The sequence below is a fragment of the Shinella oryzae genome (assembly GCF_023038235.1).
Taxonomy (GTDB): Bacteria; Pseudomonadota; Alphaproteobacteria; order Rhizobiales; family Rhizobiaceae; genus Shinella; species Shinella sumterensis.
Map to the genome: position 1 here is coordinate 2,236,511 of NZ_CP081987.1, position 18,603 is coordinate 2,255,113.

At 63.0% G+C, this 18,603-nt stretch carries 17 protein-coding genes; 5 read left to right on the forward strand and 12 right to left on the reverse strand.

Features of this window, described 5'->3' with window-relative positions; all coding sequences use genetic code 11:
* Positions 1-62: 62 nt before the first annotated feature.
* Together K6301_RS10985 and K6301_RS10990 are read right to left on the reverse strand one after the other, a co-directional pair.
* Complete coding sequence (locus tag K6301_RS10985; protein WP_160869925.1) at positions 63-614, reverse strand: RNA polymerase sigma factor; 552 nt, start codon at positions 612-614, stop codon at positions 63-65.
* A 10-nt stretch (positions 615-624) separates the two neighbouring features.
* Positions 625-804: a NepR family anti-sigma factor gene (locus K6301_RS10990; protein WP_202402124.1), complete on the reverse strand. Its 180-nt coding sequence runs from the start codon at positions 802-804 to the stop codon at positions 625-627.
* A 166-nt stretch (positions 805-970) separates the two neighbouring features.
* On the opposite strand from K6301_RS10990, the gene K6301_RS10995 reads away from it, so the two are divergent.
* Complete coding sequence (locus tag K6301_RS10995) at positions 971-1,765, forward strand: response regulator (RefSeq protein WP_247216877.1); 795 nt, start codon at positions 971-973, stop codon at positions 1,763-1,765.
* Between the two features lie 275 nt (positions 1,766-2,040).
* Here K6301_RS10995 and K6301_RS11000 read toward each other — a convergent pair whose 3' ends face one another.
* The 8 genes from K6301_RS11000 to K6301_RS11035 form a co-directional block, all read right to left on the reverse strand.
* Positions 2,041-3,624 (reverse strand): FGGY-family carbohydrate kinase, encoded by a 1,584-nt coding sequence (locus K6301_RS11000; protein WP_247216879.1) that lies wholly within the window; start codon positions 3,622-3,624, stop codon positions 2,041-2,043.
* A complete protein-coding gene (locus tag K6301_RS11005) occupies positions 3,624-4,316 on the reverse strand; it encodes an HAD family hydrolase (RefSeq protein ID WP_247216881.1) in 693 nt (230 codons plus the stop codon). The genes K6301_RS11000 and K6301_RS11005 overlap by 1 nt, the downstream gene beginning before the upstream one ends.
* A gap of 78 nt (positions 4,317-4,394) precedes the next feature.
* Positions 4,395-5,879, reverse strand: a complete 1,485-nt coding sequence (locus tag K6301_RS11010) for a mannitol dehydrogenase family protein (protein ID WP_247216882.1) — start codon at positions 5,877-5,879, stop codon at positions 4,395-4,397.
* 80 nt (positions 5,880-5,959) lie between these two features.
* Complete coding sequence (locus tag K6301_RS11015; protein ID WP_247216883.1) at positions 5,960-6,961, reverse strand: ABC transporter ATP-binding protein; 1,002 nt, start codon at positions 6,959-6,961, stop codon at positions 5,960-5,962.
* A 13-nt stretch (positions 6,962-6,974) separates the two neighbouring features.
* Positions 6,975-7,799 (reverse strand): carbohydrate ABC transporter permease, encoded by an 825-nt coding sequence (locus K6301_RS11020; protein WP_134652361.1) that lies wholly within the window; start codon positions 7,797-7,799, stop codon positions 6,975-6,977.
* Between the two features lie 11 nt (positions 7,800-7,810).
* Entirely contained in the window at positions 7,811-8,683 is an 873-nt protein-coding gene (locus tag K6301_RS11025) for a carbohydrate ABC transporter permease (RefSeq protein ID WP_247216884.1), read from the reverse strand.
* A gap of 203 nt (positions 8,684-8,886) precedes the next feature.
* The gene (locus K6301_RS11030) at positions 8,887-10,197 is read right to left on the reverse strand and encodes an ABC transporter substrate-binding protein (protein ID WP_247216885.1); all 1,311 of its coding nucleotides are present in this window, start codon (positions 10,195-10,197) and stop codon (positions 8,887-8,889) included.
* Between the two features lie 177 nt (positions 10,198-10,374).
* Complete coding sequence (locus tag K6301_RS11035; protein WP_247216886.1) at positions 10,375-11,328, reverse strand: sugar-binding transcriptional regulator; 954 nt, start codon at positions 11,326-11,328, stop codon at positions 10,375-10,377.
* Positions 11,329-11,585: 257 nt separating this feature from the next.
* Here K6301_RS11035 and K6301_RS11040 point away from each other — a divergent pair, with 257 nt between their 5' ends.
* Together K6301_RS11040 and preA are read left to right on the forward strand one after the other, a co-directional pair.
* The gene (locus tag K6301_RS11040; protein WP_247216888.1) at positions 11,586-12,947 is read left to right on the forward strand and encodes an NAD(P)-dependent oxidoreductase; all 1,362 of its coding nucleotides are present in this window, start codon (positions 11,586-11,588) and stop codon (positions 12,945-12,947) included.
* A gap of 12 nt (positions 12,948-12,959) precedes the next feature.
* Complete coding sequence (gene preA / locus K6301_RS11045; RefSeq protein ID WP_247216890.1) at positions 12,960-14,273, forward strand: NAD-dependent dihydropyrimidine dehydrogenase subunit PreA; 1,314 nt, start codon at positions 12,960-12,962, stop codon at positions 14,271-14,273.
* Positions 14,274-14,312: 39 nt separating this feature from the next.
* Here the strand turns inward: preA and K6301_RS11050 are convergent, their stop codons facing one another.
* The gene (locus K6301_RS11050; RefSeq protein WP_247216891.1) at positions 14,313-14,951 is read right to left on the reverse strand and encodes an exopolysaccharide biosynthesis protein; all 639 of its coding nucleotides are present in this window, start codon (positions 14,949-14,951) and stop codon (positions 14,313-14,315) included.
* A 273-nt stretch (positions 14,952-15,224) separates the two neighbouring features.
* On the opposite strand from K6301_RS11050, the gene K6301_RS11055 reads away from it, so the two are divergent.
* Positions 15,225-16,448: an OpgC family protein gene (locus tag K6301_RS11055; RefSeq protein WP_247216894.1), complete on the forward strand. Its 1,224-nt coding sequence runs from the start codon at positions 15,225-15,227 to the stop codon at positions 16,446-16,448.
* Here the strand turns inward: K6301_RS11055 and K6301_RS11060 are convergent.
* Positions 16,429-17,079 carry a TetR family transcriptional regulator C-terminal domain-containing protein gene (locus tag K6301_RS11060; RefSeq protein ID WP_247216895.1) on the reverse strand — a complete coding sequence of 217 codons (651 nt, stop codon included), beginning with the start codon at positions 17,077-17,079 and terminating at the stop codon, positions 16,429-16,431. The two genes, K6301_RS11055 and K6301_RS11060, sit on opposite strands and share 20 nt — an antisense overlap.
* A gap of 271 nt (positions 17,080-17,350) precedes the next feature.
* Between K6301_RS11060 and K6301_RS11065 the strand changes: the two genes are divergently transcribed.
* On the forward strand, positions 17,351-18,601 hold the full coding sequence (locus tag K6301_RS11065; protein ID WP_247216896.1) for a Zn-dependent hydrolase: 1,251 nt from the start codon (positions 17,351-17,353) through the stop codon (positions 18,599-18,601).
* The last annotated feature ends 2 nt before the right edge of the window (positions 18,602-18,603 follow it).

Sequence of the window (18,603 nt, forward strand, 5' to 3'; positions counted from 1 at the left end):
CAGCCGCGTTTCGCCTACCCCTCTACCTTTCCCGCCATCGTGACGGCATCCCCCTTACCATCTCACGATGCAAAGGCGCGCGACGTGATCGGCGCCGACACGGCATCGGGACCGTAGTCGCTCTCCCCGCTCACCTGGAGGAGCTCCTGCAGGCGCTGCCGGGCACGATTGACGCGGCTCTTGATGGTACCGAGCGCGCAACCGCAAATCTCGGCCGCCTCTTCGTAGGAGAACCCGGACGCGCCGACAAGGATAATCGCCTCGCGCTGCTCATCCGGCAGCTTTTCCAGCGCTTTCTTGAAGTCCTGCATGTCCAGGGAGCCGTACTGCGAGGGATGCTGGGCCATGTTCTCCGTGAAGATTCCGTCGGAATCCTGCACCTCGCGGCCGCGCTTGCGCATCTTGCTGTAAAGTTCGTTGCGCAGGATCGTGAAGAGCCAGGCCTTCATGTTCGTGCCCATCTCGAACTGTTCCTGTTTCGCCCAGGCTTTCATGATCGTGTCTTGGACGAGGTCATCGGCCTGGTCGTGCCGGCCGATCAGGGAAATCGCGAAGGCGCGCAGGCTGGGAAGAACTGCCAGCAGTTCCCGCTTGAACGTGGTCGGTTGCTCCATATGCGCGCCCTCACTCGACCCGCTGGGCGCTGTTTTCAACAGCGTCCAGCTTCTCAAGGAGGTCCAGAAACTTCTGGGGAAGCGTCTCCTCCTGCACCGAATGATAGAATGCACGCAATTTCACCGCGATCTGCGCATTGGCGCCATTGACCTTCGCGGGAGGCTGTCTCGTTTCTTTTTTCTTTTCCAAGCTATTCACTCACGGCCCACTTTCGTTGTTCCTGGCGCCCGTCAGGCGGATTTGGCTTGGAAATGCCCGACACTGAAAAAAGTTCCACGGTTCGGAACCTAATTTCGGCGAGCGCGTTAATGCCGTCAACTGCGATTGTCGCAATTCCAAGAACAGGGGATAAATCATGCCGATTTCCGACCGCATCGGGCCACACCTGCCGGCGCTGCGCCGTTATGCGCGCGCGCTCACGGGAACCCAGTCTTCCGGCGATGCCTATGTGGCGGCAATGCTGGAGACTATACTCATCGACCCTTCTGCGATGACGGAGACGGGCGACGATAAAAAACGCCTCTTCTGCCTTCTCAGCCGCATTATTTCTTCGCTGCCGGTATCGATCAGCCGTGGTATGGATGCGCCGCTGCCGGGCGTCGCAAACCCCTTCGACCTCTCCACCGTCCCGCCGCTCGCGCGCCAGGCCTTGCTTCTTGCGACCGTCGAGGGCTTCCCCGTCGAAGTCACCGCCGAAATCCTCGATCAGGAAATCGAAACCGTCAGGCGCCTGCTCGACGCAACCTTCGCCGATATCGCGGCACAGGCCGAGACCGGCATCATGATCATCGAGGATGAGCCCCTCATCGCGCTCGATCTCGCGCATATGGTCAGCGGCATGGGCCACCGCGTCGCCGGCATCGCCCGGACGCAGAACGAAGCCGAGGCGCTGTGGCGTGACAGCCAGCCGGGCCTCGTTCTCGCCGACGTGCGGCTCGCCGATGGCTCCTCGGGCATCGATGCCGTGAACACCATCCTGTCGAGGGTCGACATTCCCGTCATCTTCATCACCGCCTATCCGGAACGCCTTCTCACGGGCGAGCGGCCGGAACCCGCCTTCCTCGTTTCCAAGCCGTTCGATCCCGAACAGGTAAAGGTGCTCATCAATCAGGCTCTGCTCTTCACGCCGCAGCCCCGCGTAGCAGCTTGATCCTGCTCCCGGACAAGCTGTAGCGGCGGCGCGGCTGGGCGGCGGTGGGATGGCACGCCCACCGCCGCTTTTTGTTCGGGAATTTTTGTCAAAAAAAACAGCCAGTGCCGTTGCGGCACTGGCTGTTTGACTGTCCACGAACCGGAGGGGGGACGGTCTCGTGGTCGTGAACCGGTCGAGGGCCTCGCATTTGGGGGATATGCGCAGACCGGTTACGAGGATAAAAACCCGTAGCCCGGGATTTGGTTCCGCCGTGTCGCAGATTTATTGAGAAATTATGCGTCGAGGCTTTCGAGCTCCGCCCGGTGCCGGTGGAGCGCCAGGAACCGCTTGTAATCGCTGTCATATCCGGCCTTGCGAGCGGGATCCGGCAGAAAGGCCGGCCCGCCCGGATACATGCCGGCGCCGGCTGCTGGAAGATCGGCGTAGAGGCCGCCTGCAACGGCCGCGACCATGGCGGTGCCGAGAAGCACGGCATCCTCGGTTTCCGGCACGACGACACGGCAGCCCGTGACGTCGCGATAGAGTTCCATCAGCAGCGGGTTGCGCACATGGCCGCCTGCGACATGCAGCGTATTGAACCGATAGCCCCGCTCGCTGAAGGTTTCCAGGATATGCCGGATGCCGAGCGCAATCCCGACACAGGTCCGCCAGTACAGCCGGCAAAGACCGTCGAAGGATGCGTCGAGCGTCAGGCCGCTGATGACGCCCAGCGCATGCGGATCAGCCAGCGGCGCGCGGTTGCCGTGAAAATCCGGCAGGACATGCAGGCGCCCGGCGAGCGCGCCGCCCTCGTTCTCAAGCATCTTGCGAATGCGAGCGACAATGCGGGCATGGTTGTAAGTGGACGGCTCTCCACCGGCGCTGTGCGAACGCACGATATGGTCGAGCAGTGCCCCGGTAGCCGACTGTCCTGCCTCGACAAGCCACCACCCGGGCAGCAGCACTTCATAATAAGGGCCCCATGTGCCGTGGCCGAACTTCTTGTCCCGCGCAAAGGCTGCGATGCAGCTCGAGGTGCCTCCGATCAGCGCAAGCTGCGTTTCCATCGTTTCGGGTTGACCAGCGAAGGGACCGAGAAGGCCCAGCGTGCCGGCATAGGCATCGATGAGGCCGGTCGCCACGACGCAGCCGATATCGAGGCCGAGATCCGCCGCCGCCTGCGGCGTCAGCTGTCCGATGGCTTCGCCTGCGGGCAGGATATCGTGCGGCAGCAGGCCCCTCGGATCCATGTCCTCCAGGCCGATCGCCTGGAGAAAACTGTCGTTCCAAGGTTTCGCCTCATGGGAGAGATAGCACCACTTCGCCGTCATGGTGCAGCGCGAGCGCGCATTCGATCCCGTCGCGCGCCAGGTGATGAAGTCGGCAAGGTCGAAGAAGTATCCGGCCCGCGCCCATTGCGCCGGCTGGTGGCGCTTCAACCACATCAGCTTGGGCATCTGCATTTCCGGCGACATCACGAAGCCCGAATGCGCCAGCACCGGATGCGCCGTTTCCGTGCAGATATCCGCTTCCTTGAGGGCACGATGATCGAGCCAGACGATCGTGTCCCAATTGTCGTCCGCGTCGGAGACGGCGAGAGGCCGTCCCTGCGTGTCGCGCATGACAAGGGAGCAGGTGGCGTCCACGCCGAGCGCTGCGACCCGCGACGCAACCACGCCGCTTGCCGCCACCGCGCCCCTCACGGCGGCGCAGGTCGCCTTCCAGATGTCTTCGGAATCGTGTTCGGCAAAATCCGCAGCCGGCCGGCGCATCGCGATGGCATGGTCGGATCGGCCGAGCAATGCACCGCTCCGGTCGAACACGCCCGCACGGGCGCTGCCGGTGCCGATGTCCACCGCAACGATCAGATCGCGCATCAATGCTCTTTCCCGTCGCCCTTTTCGTTGCGGACAAACTGTAACAATTCCCGCATGTCGTCAAACAGCGCATCGGGTTCAAGGCGATAAAGCGCGTCGCGGTGCTCCGGGGAGCGCGCATGCGACCCGCCGGTAAAGGCCACCACCCGCATGCCGGCCGACTTGGCCGCCGTAATGCCGGCCGGACTGTCTTCCACCACGACGCAGCGCGCAGGCTCGACGCCCATCGCAGCACTCGCGTGGAGGAAAAGATCAGGCGCCGGCTTGCCGCGCGAGACCATGGTGGCACTGAAGATGTTCGGTTCGAACCGGTCGATAAGGCCCGTCACGGCAAGCGAAAGGCGGATGCGCTCGGGCTGGCTGGACGAGGCCACGCAATGGGCGATGCCGAGCCTGTCGACCGTCTCGGCAATACCCTCGATCGGCTGGAGTTCGGCACGGAAGCGCGCATAAAGCGCCGTGCGCATGGCTTCCAGAAAGGCCGCATCCACCGCAAGACCATATTCGTCATGCAGGATTTCCGACATGCTCTTGAGGCTGCGGCCGAGGAAGCGGGCATGCGCCTCCGCCTCGCTCATCACCACGCCGGCCGACGCCAGCGCCTCGACGAGAACCGCAAGCGAGATCGGCTCGCTGTCCACAAGCACGCCGTCGCAATCGAAGATGACCAGTTCCGTCGGTTTGGCGGCCATGAGGTTCCGTTCCGTGTTCAGAGCCCCCTCCTACTTCCTGCCAAATGCGATGAAAAGGCCCGGATCGACCGGGATCCTTCAATTTGCGAGATTGCCTTCCAGATAGCGCTTCAGGGTGGCCCGCGTTCCATCGCGTTGGAGGGTTTGCAGCGCGTCTGCAAAACGCCGGCGGAAGAGATCGGAATCCGCCACCGAACCGAAAATCTCCTTCAATTCGAGGAACGCAGCCGGGTTGTCCCTGGCGGCCAGGGCTGCTGCATGGATGCGGTCGATATTCGGATCGTTGAAGCTGATCGCCTTGCCGCTGTCCGTCGTGCCGGCCAGATAATGGCACCACAGCGCCGAAACCAGCGCGAGGCCGACGACATCCTCGCCGCGTGAAAGCCGGTCGGCGGTGGATGGCAGGATGAATTTGGGCTGGCGGTTGGAGCCGTCCTGCGCAAGCCGCGGAATGGTGTCGCCGATCTTGGGGTTGGAGAAGCGATGCTCGATGAGCGCGAAATAATCGTTGAGGTCGGTGTCCGGCACCGGCGGAATGACCGGAATGATCTCTTCGCGCTCCAGCTTGGCCAGGAAGGCGCGGATATCGGCATCCTCCATCGCCTCGTGCACGAAATGGATGTCGAGCAACGCGGCGGGATAGGCGATTGCCGCATGGCCGCCATTGAGGATGCGGATCTTCATGTGCTCGTAAGGCGCAACGTCAGCCACAAACTGCACGCCGACTTCTTCCAGCGCCGGGCGTCCCTCGGGGAAATTGTCCTCCAGCACCCATTGCTTGAATTCTTCGCAGAAGACCGGCCAGGCATCTGCAATACCGTATTCGTCTGCAACGATGCCGATCTCGCGCGGGCCGGTGGCCGGCGTGATACGGTCGACCATGCCGTTCGGAAAGGCGACGCTGGCATCGATCCAGTCGGCAAGAGCAGGATCGGAAAGGCGCGCGAGCCCGGAGACCGCCGCATGCGTGACCTCGCCATTGCCGGGAATGTTGTCGCAGGACATCACCGTATAGGGCGCGATGCCCTTGTCTCGCCGGGCCTTCAGGCCGGCCAGAATGAGGCCGAACACGGTCTTCGGCGCGGCAGGCTCGGCCGCGTCCGCGGCGATGGCCGGGTGGGTCGGATCGAAGACACCGGACGCCGGGTTGATGAAGTAGCCACCCTCGGTGATCGTCAGCGACACGATCCGGATGGCCGGATCGGCGAGCGCCGCGATGGTAGCGGCGGCATTGCCGGGTGCGAGATAATCGATCATTGCGCCGGTTACGCGTGCGCCGGACCTGTTGTTGTCCTGCTCGACCACCGTCGTCAGGAAATCCTGCCCGGCCAGCTTGTCACGCATGGCCGCATCGGACGGAAGGACGCCGGCGCCGACGATCGCCCAGTCATGATCGCGGCCGAGGTTGAAGAGATCGTCGAGATAGATCGCCTGGTGCGCGCGGTGGAAATTGCCGACGCCGAAATGCACGATGCCGGCCTTGAGGCTGCCGCGGTCATAGGAAGGCACGCTGGCGGTGCCTGAGACATCCTTGAGGGTGGCAAGCGACAGTTTCGTGGTCATGGTCATTCCTTCCGGTTTGCTCCGGTCAACGCTTGTGCAGGTCCGCCGCGAAGCGGTTTTCGCCCATCCGGCAGGCGCCCCTATCGGGCCGCTTTGTCGCTTTCGTCGAAGCGGTGGATGCGGCTGACGTCGGGTGTGAGATGGACGATGTCGCCGTGGGTGACGGGGAAATCCCCGTCGGCGCGGACGGTGAGCATGCCCACGCCCTCGACATTGACATGCAGGAACGTGTCGGAGCCGAGGTGCTCGGCCACGCCGACGACGCCCTTCCAGGTGCCGGCATCCTTGGAGAGCTTGATATGCTCGGGACGGATGCCGACGGTCGGCGCGTTCCACGGCTTTGCGGACTCGCCCTTGACGAAGTTCATGCGCGGCGAGCCGATGAAGCCGGCGACGAAGAGGTTGTCGGGCTTGTTGTAGAGATCGAGCGGCGAGCCGACCTGCTCGATATTGCCGGCATTCAGCACCACGATCTTGTCGGCCATGGTCATGGCCTCGACCTGGTCGTGGGTGACATAGATCATCGTGGTCTTCAGCTGGTGATGCAGCTCGCTGATCTCCAGCCGCATCGTGCCGCGCAGCGCCGCATCGAGGTTGGACAGCGGCTCGTCGAACAGAAAAGCCGACGGTTCGCGCACGATCGCGCGGCCGATGGCCACACGCTGGCGCTGACCGCCGGAAAGCTGGCCCGGGCGGCGTTCGAGATAGTTGGTGAGGTTCAGCACGCGGGCGGCTTCCGTCACCTTCTTCTCGATCACCTCCGGGCTCGCCTTCGCCATCTTGAGCGGGAAGGCGATGTTCTTGCGCACCGTCATATGCGGATAGAGCGCATAGGACTGGAACACCATGGCCAGGCCGCGCTTGGCGGGTGCCGCCGACGTCACGTCCTTGCCGTCGATCTCGATGGTGCCGGACGTGGTGTCCTCCAGGCCCGCGATGAGGCGCAGCAGCGTGGACTTGCCGCAGCCGGACGGGCCGACGAAGACGACGAACTCGCCGTCCTCGATGGTGAGGTCGATGCCCGGAATGACCTGCGTGGCGCCAAAGGACTTGTTGACCTTTTTCAGGATGATCTTGCCCATGTGTTCCCTCCCCTTACTTCACGGCGCCGAAGGTCAGGCCGCGGACGAGCTGTTTCTGCGAGAACCATCCCATGATCAGGATGGGGGCGATGGCGAGCGTCGAGGCCGCCGATAGTTTCGCCCAGAAGAGACCCTGCGGGCTCGAGAACGAGGCGATGAAGGCCGTCAGCGGCGCGGCGTTCGTCGTCGTCAGGCGGATCGTCCAGAACGATTCGTTCCAGGCGAGGATGATGTTGAGCAGCAGCGTCGAGGCGATGCCCGGCACCGCCATGGGTGTGAGCACATGCACGATCTCGTCGAACAGCGAGGCGCCGTCCATGCGGGCCGCTTCCAGGATTTCGCCCGGGATTTCGCGGAAATAGGTGTAGAGCATCCACACGACGATCGGCAGGTTGATCAGCGTCAGCATCACCGTCAGGCCGATGCGCGTGTCGAGCAGGCCGAAATCGCGGAAGATGAGGTAGATCGGCACGAGCACGGCAACCGCCGGCATCATCTTGGTGGAGAGCATCCACATCAGGATGTCCTTGGTGCGCTTCGTCGGCGAAAACGCCATGGACCATGCAGCCGGTATGGCGACGAAGAGCGCGAGGATCGTGGAGCCGACCGCGATGATCACCGAATTCATGAACGGCTTCAGATAACCGCTCTGCGTCTGAACCGACACATAGCTTTCCAGCGTGAAGGACGGGATGAGGTTGAAGCCCTTGATCGCTTCCGTCTCCGTCTTCAGCGAGGTGATGACGGTGTAGAGGATCGGGAAGAAGATGATGAGGGCGATGATCCAGGCGGCGGCGGTGGCCACGGCCATGCGGCGGGTCGAGACTGCTCGTGCCATGACGTTTCTCCCTACTTGTCCAGGTTCTTGCCGACGGCGCGCATCAGGAAGATGGCGATGATATTGGCAAGCACGACCGCGATGATGCCGCCTGCCGATGCGCCGCCCACGTCATAGCCCAGAAGCGCGGTGCGATAGATCAGGAAGGCAAGGTTGGTGGAGGCATAGCCCGGCCCGCCATTGGTCGTGACGAGGATTTCCGCGTAGACGCCAAGCAGGAAGATGGTCTGGATGAGGATGACGACCGTGATGGCGCGCGACAGATGCGGCAGCGTCAGGTAGACGAAGCGGCTCACGAAGCCCGCGCCATCCATCTCCGCCGCTTCCTTCTGCTCGCCATCGAGCGATTGCAGCGCCGTGAGCAGGATCAGGGTGGCGAAGGGCAGCCATTGCCAGGCGACGATGATGATGATCGAAAACAACGGGAACTGGGCGAACCAATCGATCGGCTGGAAACCGAAGGCGCGGTTGATATCCGCGAGCACCCCGTAGCCGGGATGCATGATCATGTTCTTCCACACGAGCGCTGCCACCGGCGGCATGACGAAGAAGGGCGAGATGATCATGATGCGCACGATCCCCTGCCCCCACATCGGCTGGTCGAGCAGCAGCGCGATGCCGATGCCGCCGATGACGGTGATCAAGAGCACGCCGCCGACGATCAGCAGCGTGTTCCAGATCGACTGGAAGAAGGCCGGATCCGTATAGAAGAACTTGTAATTGAAGAGACCTGTCCAGCTGACATTCGCCGGGTTCAGGAGATTGTAGTTCTGGAACGAGAACCACAATGTCATCGCCAGCGGCACGATCATCCAGATCAGAAGCAAGCCCACAGAGGGTGCCAACATAAGACGCGCCAAACCGCGCGTATTCTCCGTCGCCATGATCGTGACCTCCCGGTTTGCCGGCGCGCCAAAACGCCGGACAGGTTTCGCTTCCCCGCATTGGGTGGAACCCAAATGTTCTTGTCACTTGTTTTTGTTGAGCCGGCGCGGACGGCTGCAAGCAGCCCGCGCTGGAAGAGACTGCCTTCCAGCGGCTGCCCGGAACGCATTCCGGGCAGCCTGTCCTTGGGGAGGAGGCGTACTTACTTGATGTAGCCGGCGCGGGTCATTTCACGCACGGCCGCCGTCTGGGCCTGTGCAAGCGCGTCGTCCACGGACGACTGGCCGGCAAGCACCGCCGAGAAGAGCTGGCCGACCGTCGTGCCGAGACCCTGGAATTCAGGAATGGCGACGAACTGGCCACCCGTATAGGGCACCGGCTTGACCGACGGCTTGGTGATGTCGGCCGCGTCCATGGCGGCAAGCGTCGGCGCTGCGAACGGTGCTGCCTTCTCGTAGTCGGCGTTCTTGTAGAGCGAGGTGCGCGTGCCCGGAGGAACGTTTGCCCAGCCTTCCTTGCTGGCGACGAGCTCGGTATAGCCCTTGCTGGTTGCCCAGGCGATGAACTTCTGCGCGGCTTCCGCCTTCGTCGAACTTGCCGGAACGGCAAGGTTCCAGGACCACAGCCAGTGACCATGGTTGCCATTGCCCGTGTCCGGGAAGATCGCGTAGCCGACCTTGTCGGCAACCGTCGAGTCCTTCGGGTTGGACACGAAGGACGCAGCCACGGTCGCGTCGATCCACATGCCGCACTTGCCCTGCTGGAAGAGCGTCAGATTTTCGTTGAAGCCGTTGGAAGAGGCACCCTGCGGGCCCGCATCCTTCATCAGGTCGACGTAGAACTGGAGGGACGTCTTCCACTCCGGCTGGTCGAACTGCGGCTGCCAGTTCTCGTCGAACCAACGACCGCCGAACGAGTTGTTGAGCGCGGTCAGGAACGCCATGTTCTCGCCCCAGCCGGCCTTGCCGCGAAGGCACATGCCGCTGATGTCGGCGCTGCGGTCCGTAATCTTGCGGGCGGCTTCACCGATGAATTCCCAGGTCGGGGAATCGGGCATGGTGAGGCCCGCCTTCTCGAACAGGTCCTTGCGGTACATGATCATGGCGGATTCGCCGTAGAACGGCGCGGCATAGAGCTTGCCGTCGACCGAAAGGCCGCCGCGGATGGCCGGCAGCAGGTCGTCGATGTCATAGTCGGCGCCGAGGTCGTCCAGCGCGACGAGCCAGCCCTGCTTGGCCCAGATCGGCACTTCGTAGTTGCCGATCGTGACGATATCGTACTGGCCGCCCTTCGTCGCGATATCGGTCGTCACGCGCTCACGCAGCACGTTTTCCTCGAGCGTGACCCACTCGAGCTGGATGTCCGGGTTCTTCGCGGCAAAATCGTCCGTCAGGCCCTGCATGCGGATCATGTCGCCGTTGTTGACGGTGGCAATGGTCAGGGTTTCGGCATTGGCAAAACCGCACAGGAGAGCAGCCGAGCTGACGCCCAGCAGAAGGGTTCTCAAATTCATCATCTTCCTCCCAGAAAGCTTATGAGCATTTGCTTCGCTCATGGGCAATTACTCACAAACTGGCGCAAAAAGTCAACGGGCATTCGTTGCTGCGCCGCACAATGCAGGCAGACACCCGTTGAATTTCATGGAATTTTTCTGGGAGAGCTATGAAGCGCGAGGCCCGGAAAAGCCCGGTCAGGCCGCAAGCAGATAGCGGGCCGTCGCTTCGTCCGTGATGACACCGTTGATCATATGGCCGCGAAGCGCCGCAAGCAGGGCGGCATATTTGCGCTTGCCCTTGGCGAGGCCAATGACAGTGGTGGTTTCGCGCGACGGCAGCGGAACGGACGCGACGCGCTCGTTGATGCTGCCTTCCAGGAGCCGGCCGTCGCCGTCGTACATCCAGCCGCAAATCTCGCCGGTTGCTCCCTCCTCCATCAGCCGCATCATCTCGTCCGGATCGAGAAAGCCGTCGAGGCAGAGGGGGGCATCCACGCCGAGTTCACCGATGCCGACGAAGGCGACATCCGCCTCACGGCCAAGCTTGAGCGTTGACTGGACAAGGCTTTGCCGGTGCAGGAGGTCGCGCTCCTCGCTGGAGGAGACAAGCACCGGCAACGGCATGGGATAATGCCGCGCCTTCACCGCATCGGCCATCGAGAAGATGACGTTGTAATAGGCGGCCGAGCCGTCCGGCCCGATATTGCCGGTCAGCGACATGATACGGTGCTGCGGGCACTCCATGGCCGGGAGCTGGTCGATCGCAGCCTTGAGCGTACGACCGGTCCCGACCGCAAGCACGATCGGATCGGGTTTCTTCAGCCAGCGCTCGATTTCCGCGGCCCCGGCCTCGGCGATGCCGATCGTGGTGGAGGACGAGCCCGGATCGCTCGGCACGATATCGACATGCGTCAGGCCGAACTTGCCGCGCATCGCCTCGCCCAGTTCCAGGCATTCGGCGATGGGATGGTCGAGGCGCACCTTGATCAGGCGTTCGGCGACGGCCAGCGACACGAGGCGCTGCGCCGACTGGCGGGAAATGCCCATGGCGGAGGCGATTTCATCCTGCGTGCGGCCGGCGACGTAGTAGAGCCATCCGGCTCTCGCCGCATCGTCCAGCCGTCCGGCTGTTTCCGTCCGCTTTGCCATCGCTCACCCCGATCGTTTCACGCGATTTGCTGCATCTTTTCGGCCATTCTGTCAAATCTCATGTACTGGCACAGGCGCGGCCGGCAAGCGCGGCCATCATTACTGGAGACGCCTAAAGAATACCGGAAAACTCATGTTTATTTTTGCGGCAATCCTTGAAAAACCAGCATTTCTTTTGAAATTTTACCGTTTGATAAAAAAATAAAGCTGAGTTACCGTTCTCCTATTCAAAAAGCCCACGCGAATGGGAGATAACAATGGGAACGACGCAGTCTGGGATACATCGGGGGCGTCTTGCGCCTGCCGAATACGAAACGAACTTTTCCGACCTTCACCCGCGCCTTGACGATCACGAGGCGCTGGTCGCAGCCGACCGCTGCTACTTCTGTTACGACGCGCCGTGCATGACGGCCTGTCCGACCTCCATCGACATTCCGCTGTTCATCCGCCAGATCTCGACCGGCAATCCGATCGGTTCGGCCAAGACGATCTTCGACCAGAACATTCTAGGCGGCATGTGCGCCCGCGTCTGTCCCACCGAAACGCTCTGCGAACAGGTTTGCGTGCGCAACACCGCCGAGCATCGTCCCGTGGAGATCGGCCGCCTGCAGCGCTACGCCACCGACGTTGCAATCGCCAGCAACACGCAATTCTATGAGCGCGCCGCGCGCACCGGAAAGGCCATCGCCGTCGTCGGCGCCGGCCCCGCCGGCCTCGCCTGCGCCCATCGCCTTGCCATGGCGGGCCACGACGTGGTGATCTTCGAAGCGCGCGAGAAGGCTGGCGGCCTCAACGAATACGGCATCGCCACCTACAAGGCGGTCGATGATTTCGCGCAGGCCGAAGTCGATTACGTGCTGGCCATCGGCGGCATCGAGGTGAAAAACGGCCTGAAGCTCGGCCGGGACTTCACGCTCTCCGACCTCACCGCCAATTTCGACGCCGTCTTCCTTGGCATGGGATTGTCCGGTGTCAACGCGCTCGGGGCGGAAGGCGAGAACCTGCCCGGTGTCGTCGACGCCGTCGATTTCATCGCCGAACTGCGCCAGGCCGCCGACAAGGCGACCGTCCCGGTCGGTCGGCGTGTCGTGGTGATCGGCGGCGGCATGACCGCCATCGACGCCGCCGTCCAGGCCAAGCTGCTCGGCGCCGAAGAGGTGACGATCTGCTATCGCCGCGGCAAGGAGCACATGAACGCCTCGGAATTCGAACAGGATCTCGCGGCGTCCAAAGGCGTGATGATCCGCCACTGGCTCCAGCCCAGGCGCGTCATCGCGCGTGACGGCCACGTCGCCGGCATCGAGGTCGAATATACCGAGATACGCGACGGAAAGCTGACGGGCACCGGCGAAACCGGCGTGCTCGCCGCCGACCAGATCTTCAAGGCCATCGGCCAGACCTTCGAGCCGGCCGGCCTCGGCTCGCTCGCCATGGCGGGCGGGCGCATCGCCATTGATGCGGAAGGCCGCACCTCCATCGCCAATGTCTGGGCGGGCGGGGACTGCGTGAAGGCCGGCGAAGACCTGACCGTCACCTCCGTCGCGCAGGGCCGCGATGCCGCCGATTCGATCAACCGCATGCTGGCTGCCGGTGCGCAGCCCGCCGTTGCCGTCGCTTGAGGGAGATGAGACATGGCTGATCTTCGCAACAATTTCGTCGGCATCAAGTCGCCAAACCCGTTCTGGCTCGCCTCCGCGCCACCGACCGACAAGGCCTACAATGTCGAGCGCGCCTTCAAGGCGGGCTGGGGCGGCGTGGTCTGGAAGACGCTGGGCGAGGAAGGCCCGCCTGTGGTCAACGTCAACGGCCCGCGCTACGGCGCGATCTGGGGCGCCGACCGCCGCCTCCTCGGCCTCAACAATATCGAACTCATCACCGACCGCGACCTCTACACCAACCTGCGCGAGATGAAGCAGGTCAAGATGAACTGGCCGGACCGGGCGCTGATCGCCTCGATCATGGTGCCCTGCGAGGAGGAGAGTTGGAAGGCGATCCTGCCGCTGGTGGAAGAGACCGGCGCCGACGGCATCGAGCTGAACTTCGGCTGTCCGCACGGCATGTCCGAGCGCGGCATGGGTGCGGCCGTCGGACAGGTGCCGGAATATATCGAAATGGTCGTGCGCTGGTGCAAGCAGTACACACGCATGCCCGTCATCACCAAGCTGACGCCGAACATCACCGACATCCGCAAGCCCGCCCGCGCGGCGAAGGCCGGCGGCACCGACGCCGTGTCGCTGATCAACACGATCAACTCCATCGTGTCGGTCGATCTCGACAGCTTCGCCCCGAACCCCACCGTCGGCGGCAAGGGCACGCATGGCGGCTATTGCGGCCCGGCGGTCAAGCCCATCGCGCTCAACATGGTGGCGGAAATCGCGCGCGATCCGGAAACCTATGGCCTGCCGATTTCAGGCATCGGCGGCGTGACAACGTGGCGTGACGCCGCGGAATTCCTGGTGCTGGGGGCCGGCAACGTGCAGGTCTGCACCGCGGCCATGACCTACGGCTTCAAGATCGTGCAGGAGATGATATCGGGCCTGTCCGACTGGATGGACGCCAAGGGCCACCGCTCGCTCGACGACATCTGCGGCCGCGCCGTTCCGAATGTTACGGACTGGCAGTATCTCAACCTCAACTACATCGCCAAGGCCCATATCGACCAGGATGCCTGCATCAAGTGTGGCCGCTGCCACATTGCCTGCGAGGACACCTCGCATCAGGCGATCACGCAGTTCGTCGATGGCGTAAGACATTTCGAGGTCATGGAGGACGAGTGCGTCGGCTGCAATCTCTGCGTCAACGTCTGCCCGGTCGAGAACTGCATCACCATGGTCGGCCTTGAGCCCGGCACGCTGGACCAGCGCACCGGCAAGATCGTCGATCCGAACTACGCCAACTGGACGACACACCCGAACAACCCGATGGCCCGTCAGGCCGCCGAGTAAAGGCGCGAGCCGGGGCCGCCACAGGCCCCGGCTGGCCCCTCAGCCGAAAAGATTGAAGCTGCGGCCCGCGCTGTAGGCCAGGAGCGCAATGGCGCAGAAGTAGACGATGGTCAGCACGACCATCACATAACCGCCCAGCACCACCAGCCCGTCACGCTGCGAAATGCCTGCCGCCATCAGCAGGATCGCGACACCCGGAAGCGTGTTGGAGAAGGGAATGAGGCCGAGCGGCGCCATCAACAGCAGGCCCGCGCCCATCAGCACGAGACCGTTGAGCCGGTTCATGGCCGCACCGTTCGTCAGGCCCGAGAACCGCGGCTTGAAGAACCGGTCGATCCGCCGCAGGAACGTCACGCCACGCTCGAGCACCGGGCGCAGCTTGCCGCTTTCTAGCCGCCGGTCGGCGACTTTCCGCGGCAACCAGGGCAGGCGATTGAGCGTGATCGCAGCGCTGATCAGCACGATCCCGGCACCGAAGACGGTGGAAACGCCCGGAATGGAGACGGGAAACAGAAAGGGCAGTGACAGGAAGGCACAAAGCAGAAGCAGCCCGCTTTCGCCCATCATCGCCAGAAGATCGCGCAGCGTGATGTGGTCGCCCTTGATGGAATGCAGGATGTCCTCAAGCAGTTCGCTCGTCTTGCGGTCCGTGTCCCTGAAACCGATTCCTGTCGTCATTGCTTCTCCTTTTGCGATGCCGCTGCCTAGGCGGTTATTGCGGCTTTCCTGTGCCGCCGCGACCGGCATGACGGCGCATTTTCGCCATCGGCCATATCGACGAAGGGTGAACGATAGGGCGATTTCCTTGACGAAACATGCCCCTCACGGTCGTTCATGATCACAAAAACCGCCCGAAAGCGCCGTCGCCGGTAAATTTATCGGGAACCATCATCCGCTCCATGCGTTTAGGCTCCCGTTGGGGCGCACCATGTTTTCAGCGGAGCGCGTATTTTGAAGCGATTTGAGATCATCGACGGCATGCGAGGCTATTTCCTCGTCTTCATGCTCATCAATCACCTGGTCTTCGTCGGCGGCTACTGGATGATGGAGGTCAACCATCGCCAGTTCGCCTTTGTCGAGGACGCACAGGGCTTCGTTTTCCTGTCCGGCCTGCTCATTGGCATGGTCTATGCCCGCAAGATGATCAAGAACGGCTACGAGAAGGGCCGGCAGCTTCTGTTCGACCGCGCCTTCGAACTCTACCGCTACGCCATGGGCACGGTGATGGCGGTGCTCGTGGTGCAGCTGATCCTGCCGGATGCCCAAAGGCTCTGGTACAACTGGCTCGGCACCACGAATTTCGATGAGCCGCTCCGGCTGGCGGCGATCGCCACCTTCCTGTTCCAGCCGACCTTCATGGATATCCTGCCGCAATACATCGTCTACATGCTGTTTGCCCCGCCGCTCGTCTGGCTCTGCCTTCGCGGAAAGTGGCCCCATGTGCTTGCGGGCTCGCTGATCGTCTGGATGGCCGCGCAGCTAGGACTGCAGCGTTTCCTCACCGAACCGCTGAACGCGCTCGTCATGGGCCCGGACGAGCAGGGCATCCGCGCGAGCTTCAACATGCTCGGCTGGCAGATCGTGTTCTTCTCCGCCATGGTCATCGGCGTGCTGACGGCGCAGAACAAGATCGCGTGGACGCGGATCTTCTCGCCCGAGAAGACGATGTTGCCCAAGGTCGCCCTGGCCGTGTGCCTGTTCTTCCTGCCGCTGCGCATCGTGACAGCTTGGGATCTGCTGCCGCAGGCCGTGCTGGACAAGTTCGCGACGATGGAGATCCGCGCCGACTTCGGCCCGGTCTACCTCCTGAACTTCGCCGCCGTCGCCACCGGTCTCGCCTGGCTGCTGATCGCCGGGCCGAAACACCATAATCTGTGGATCCGGAAGCTCGCCGGCATCGTCACGGCCGTCTTCACCTTCCGCTTCCTGCGCCTTCTCGGTCGGCATTCCTTGCAGGTCTATGTCTGGCACGTGGCCATCGTCTATGCCGTCTATTACGCCGACGGGCGCACCCCGGAGCTGTCCCAGCTCACCAAGACGACGATTGCCGTCGTCTGCATCGGCCTGCTTGCCCTGCCCGCACTGTGGCGCGAGCGCGATCGGATCGGTGCAAGCCTCTTCGGCCAGCCGAAGGCGGAGCCGGCGCGCAGCAAGCCTAGCTCGGCTGCTCGTTGATGTGGAGACCGGTGAGGAAGAGTTGTTCGAGGAAGCGGGCCGCATCCTCGAACCGCCCGTCGCCGGACTGGTCCTGGCCGAGCACGGCGCGCACCTGCACGTCAAAGTCCGCATAGTGCTGCGTGGTCGACCAGATCGAGAAGATCAGGTGGTACGGGTCGCATTTGGCGATCTTGCCGGCCTTGGCCCAGGCGCGGATGACCTCTGCCTTCTCGTCCACCAGCGCTTTCAGCGGTCCCTTCAGCTCGTCCTCGATGTTCGGCGCGCCCTGGAGGATTTCGTTGGCGAAGAGCCGGCTTTCGCGCGGAAAGTCACGCGCCATTTCCAGTTTGCGACGGATATAGGAGCGGATTTCCGAGACGGGATTTCCACCGGCGTCGAACTCGCGCAGCGGATCGAGCCACGTGTCGAGCACGCGGGTGATGAGCGCGCGGTGCATCGCCTCCTTGGTGCGGAAATAATAGAGCAGGTTGGGCTTCGACATGCCGGCCACGTCGGCGATCTGGTCCACCGTCGCCCCGCGAAAACCGTGCAATGAAAAGACCTCCAGAGCGGCTTCGAGGATCTGCTCCTCCTTGGCCTCCTGGATGCGCGTGCGCCGTTGTGTCCTTGCCGCCCTCGGTAATGCCATCGTGCCCCTCCGGCCTGCTCCTGCTGGAAAAGTGCCGCAAAATTCACCAGTTTAAGCGCCGCCATTTTCTGGGGCGAAGCTTCAAGGTTTTTGGTTTTTCGGCTTGAGTGCCGCCCCGGAAGCTGTAATGTTTACCAACCGGTCAAATTATCAGGGCGTTGTCAAGTAAAGACGACGAATCTGAACGGTAGGCGCAAAACAAACAAGAGCGCTACCGCCGGTGGGAACAAAATTGAGGCTTTCAAAGCCCGAAGACGTGGGAGCATAAGACATGGCCGCACCCGGCGAGAACATGCGTGTCAACGCGGACCGCCTGTGGGATTCCCTCATGGACATGGCGAAGATCGGCCCCGGCATTGCCGGCGGCAACAATCGCCAGACACTGACCGACGCGGACGCCGAAGGCCGGCGCCTCTTCCAGACCTGGTGCGACGACGCGGGCCTTTCGATGGGCGTCGACACCATGGGCAACATGTTCATGACGCGCGCCGGCACCGACCCGGATGCCTTGCCCGTCTATGTCGGCTCGCATCTCGATACGCAGCCGACCGGCGGCAAATACGATGGCGTGCTCGGCGTGCTGGCCGGGCTGGAGGTCGTCCGCTCGCTGAACGATCTCGGCATCAGAACGAAGCATCCGATCGTCGTCACGAACTGGACGAACGAGGAAGGCGCCCGTTTCGCGCCGGCCATGCTCGCCTCCGGCGTCTTCGCGGGAATTCACACCCAGGATTACGCCTATGCCCGCAAGGATCCCGAGGGAAAGACGTTCGGTGAAGAGCTGAAGCGCATCGGCTGGGTCGGCGATGAAGAGGTCGGCGCGCGCAAGATGCACGCCTATTTCGAGTATCACATCGAGCAGGGCCCGATCCTCGAGGCCGAAGACAAGCAGATCGGCGTCGTCACCCACTGTCAGGGCCTCTGGTGGCTGGAGTTCACGCTGACGGGCCGCGAGGCGCATACCGGCTCGACGCCGATGAACCTGCGCGTCAATGCCGGGCTTGCGATGGCGCGCATCCTCGAAATGGTGCAGACCGTCGCCATGGAGAACCAGCCAGGCGCCGTCGGTGGCGTCGGCCAGGTGTTTTTCTCGCCGAACTCGCGCAACGTGCTGCCCGGCAAGGTGGTCTTCACCGTCGATATCCGCTCGCCCGACCAGGCGAAACTCGACGGCATGCGCGCCCGCATCGAGGCGGAAGCACCTAAGATTTGCGACGCGCTTGGCGTGGGCTGTTCCGTCGAGGCCGTCGGCCATTTCGATCCCGTCACCTTCGATCCGACATTGGTCGCCAGTGTCCGCAAGGCCGCCGAAGACCTCGGCTACAGCCACATGAACATTATCTCCGGCGCGGGCCACGACGCCTGCTGGGCCGCCAAGGTCGCCCCCGCCACCATGATCATGTGCCCCTGCGTCGGCGGCCTCTCGCACAACGAGGCGGAGGAGATTTCCAAGGAATGGGCCGCGGCCGGTGCGGACGTGTTGCTGCATGCTGTGATCGAGACGGCGGGGATTGCGGAGTGATC

Bases quoted from the DNA above. Each gene is read 5' to 3' on its own strand.
- K6301_RS10985 (WP_160869925.1), bottom strand. From the start codon at position 614: ATGGAGCAACCGACCACGTTCAAGCGGGAACTGCTGGCAGTTCTTCCC.
- K6301_RS10995 (WP_247216877.1), top strand. From the start codon at position 971: ATGCCGATTTCCGACCGCATCGGGCCACACCTGCCGGCGCTGCGCCGT.
- K6301_RS11000 (WP_247216879.1), bottom strand. From the start codon at position 3,624: ATGCGCGATCTGATCGTTGCGGTGGACATCGGCACCGGCAGCGCCCGT.
- K6301_RS11005 (WP_247216881.1), bottom strand. From the start codon at position 4,316: ATGGCCGCCAAACCGACGGAACTGGTCATCTTCGATTGCGACGGCGTG.
- K6301_RS11010 (WP_247216882.1), bottom strand. From the start codon at position 5,879: ATGACCACGAAACTGTCGCTTGCCACCCTCAAGGATGTCTCAGGCACC.
- K6301_RS11015 (WP_247216883.1), bottom strand. From the start codon at position 6,961: ATGGGCAAGATCATCCTGAAAAAGGTCAACAAGTCCTTTGGCGCCACG.
- K6301_RS11020 (WP_134652361.1), bottom strand. From the start codon at position 7,799: ATGGCACGAGCAGTCTCGACCCGCCGCATGGCCGTGGCCACCGCCGCC.
- K6301_RS11025 (WP_247216884.1), bottom strand. From the start codon at position 8,683: ATGGCGACGGAGAATACGCGCGGTTTGGCGCGTCTTATGTTGGCACCC.
- K6301_RS11030 (WP_247216885.1), bottom strand. From the start codon at position 10,197: ATGAATTTGAGAACCCTTCTGCTGGGCGTCAGCTCGGCTGCTCTCCTG.
- K6301_RS11035 (WP_247216886.1), bottom strand. From the start codon at position 11,328: ATGGCAAAGCGGACGGAAACAGCCGGACGGCTGGACGATGCGGCGAGA.
- K6301_RS11040 (WP_247216888.1), top strand. From the start codon at position 11,586: ATGGGAACGACGCAGTCTGGGATACATCGGGGGCGTCTTGCGCCTGCC.
- preA (WP_247216890.1), top strand. From the start codon at position 12,960: ATGGCTGATCTTCGCAACAATTTCGTCGGCATCAAGTCGCCAAACCCG.
- K6301_RS11050 (WP_247216891.1), bottom strand. From the start codon at position 14,951: ATGACGACAGGAATCGGTTTCAGGGACACGGACCGCAAGACGAGCGAA.
- K6301_RS11060 (WP_247216895.1), bottom strand. From the start codon at position 17,079: ATGGCATTACCGAGGGCGGCAAGGACACAACGGCGCACGCGCATCCAG.
- K6301_RS11065 (WP_247216896.1), top strand. From the start codon at position 17,351: ATGGCCGCACCCGGCGAGAACATGCGTGTCAACGCGGACCGCCTGTGG.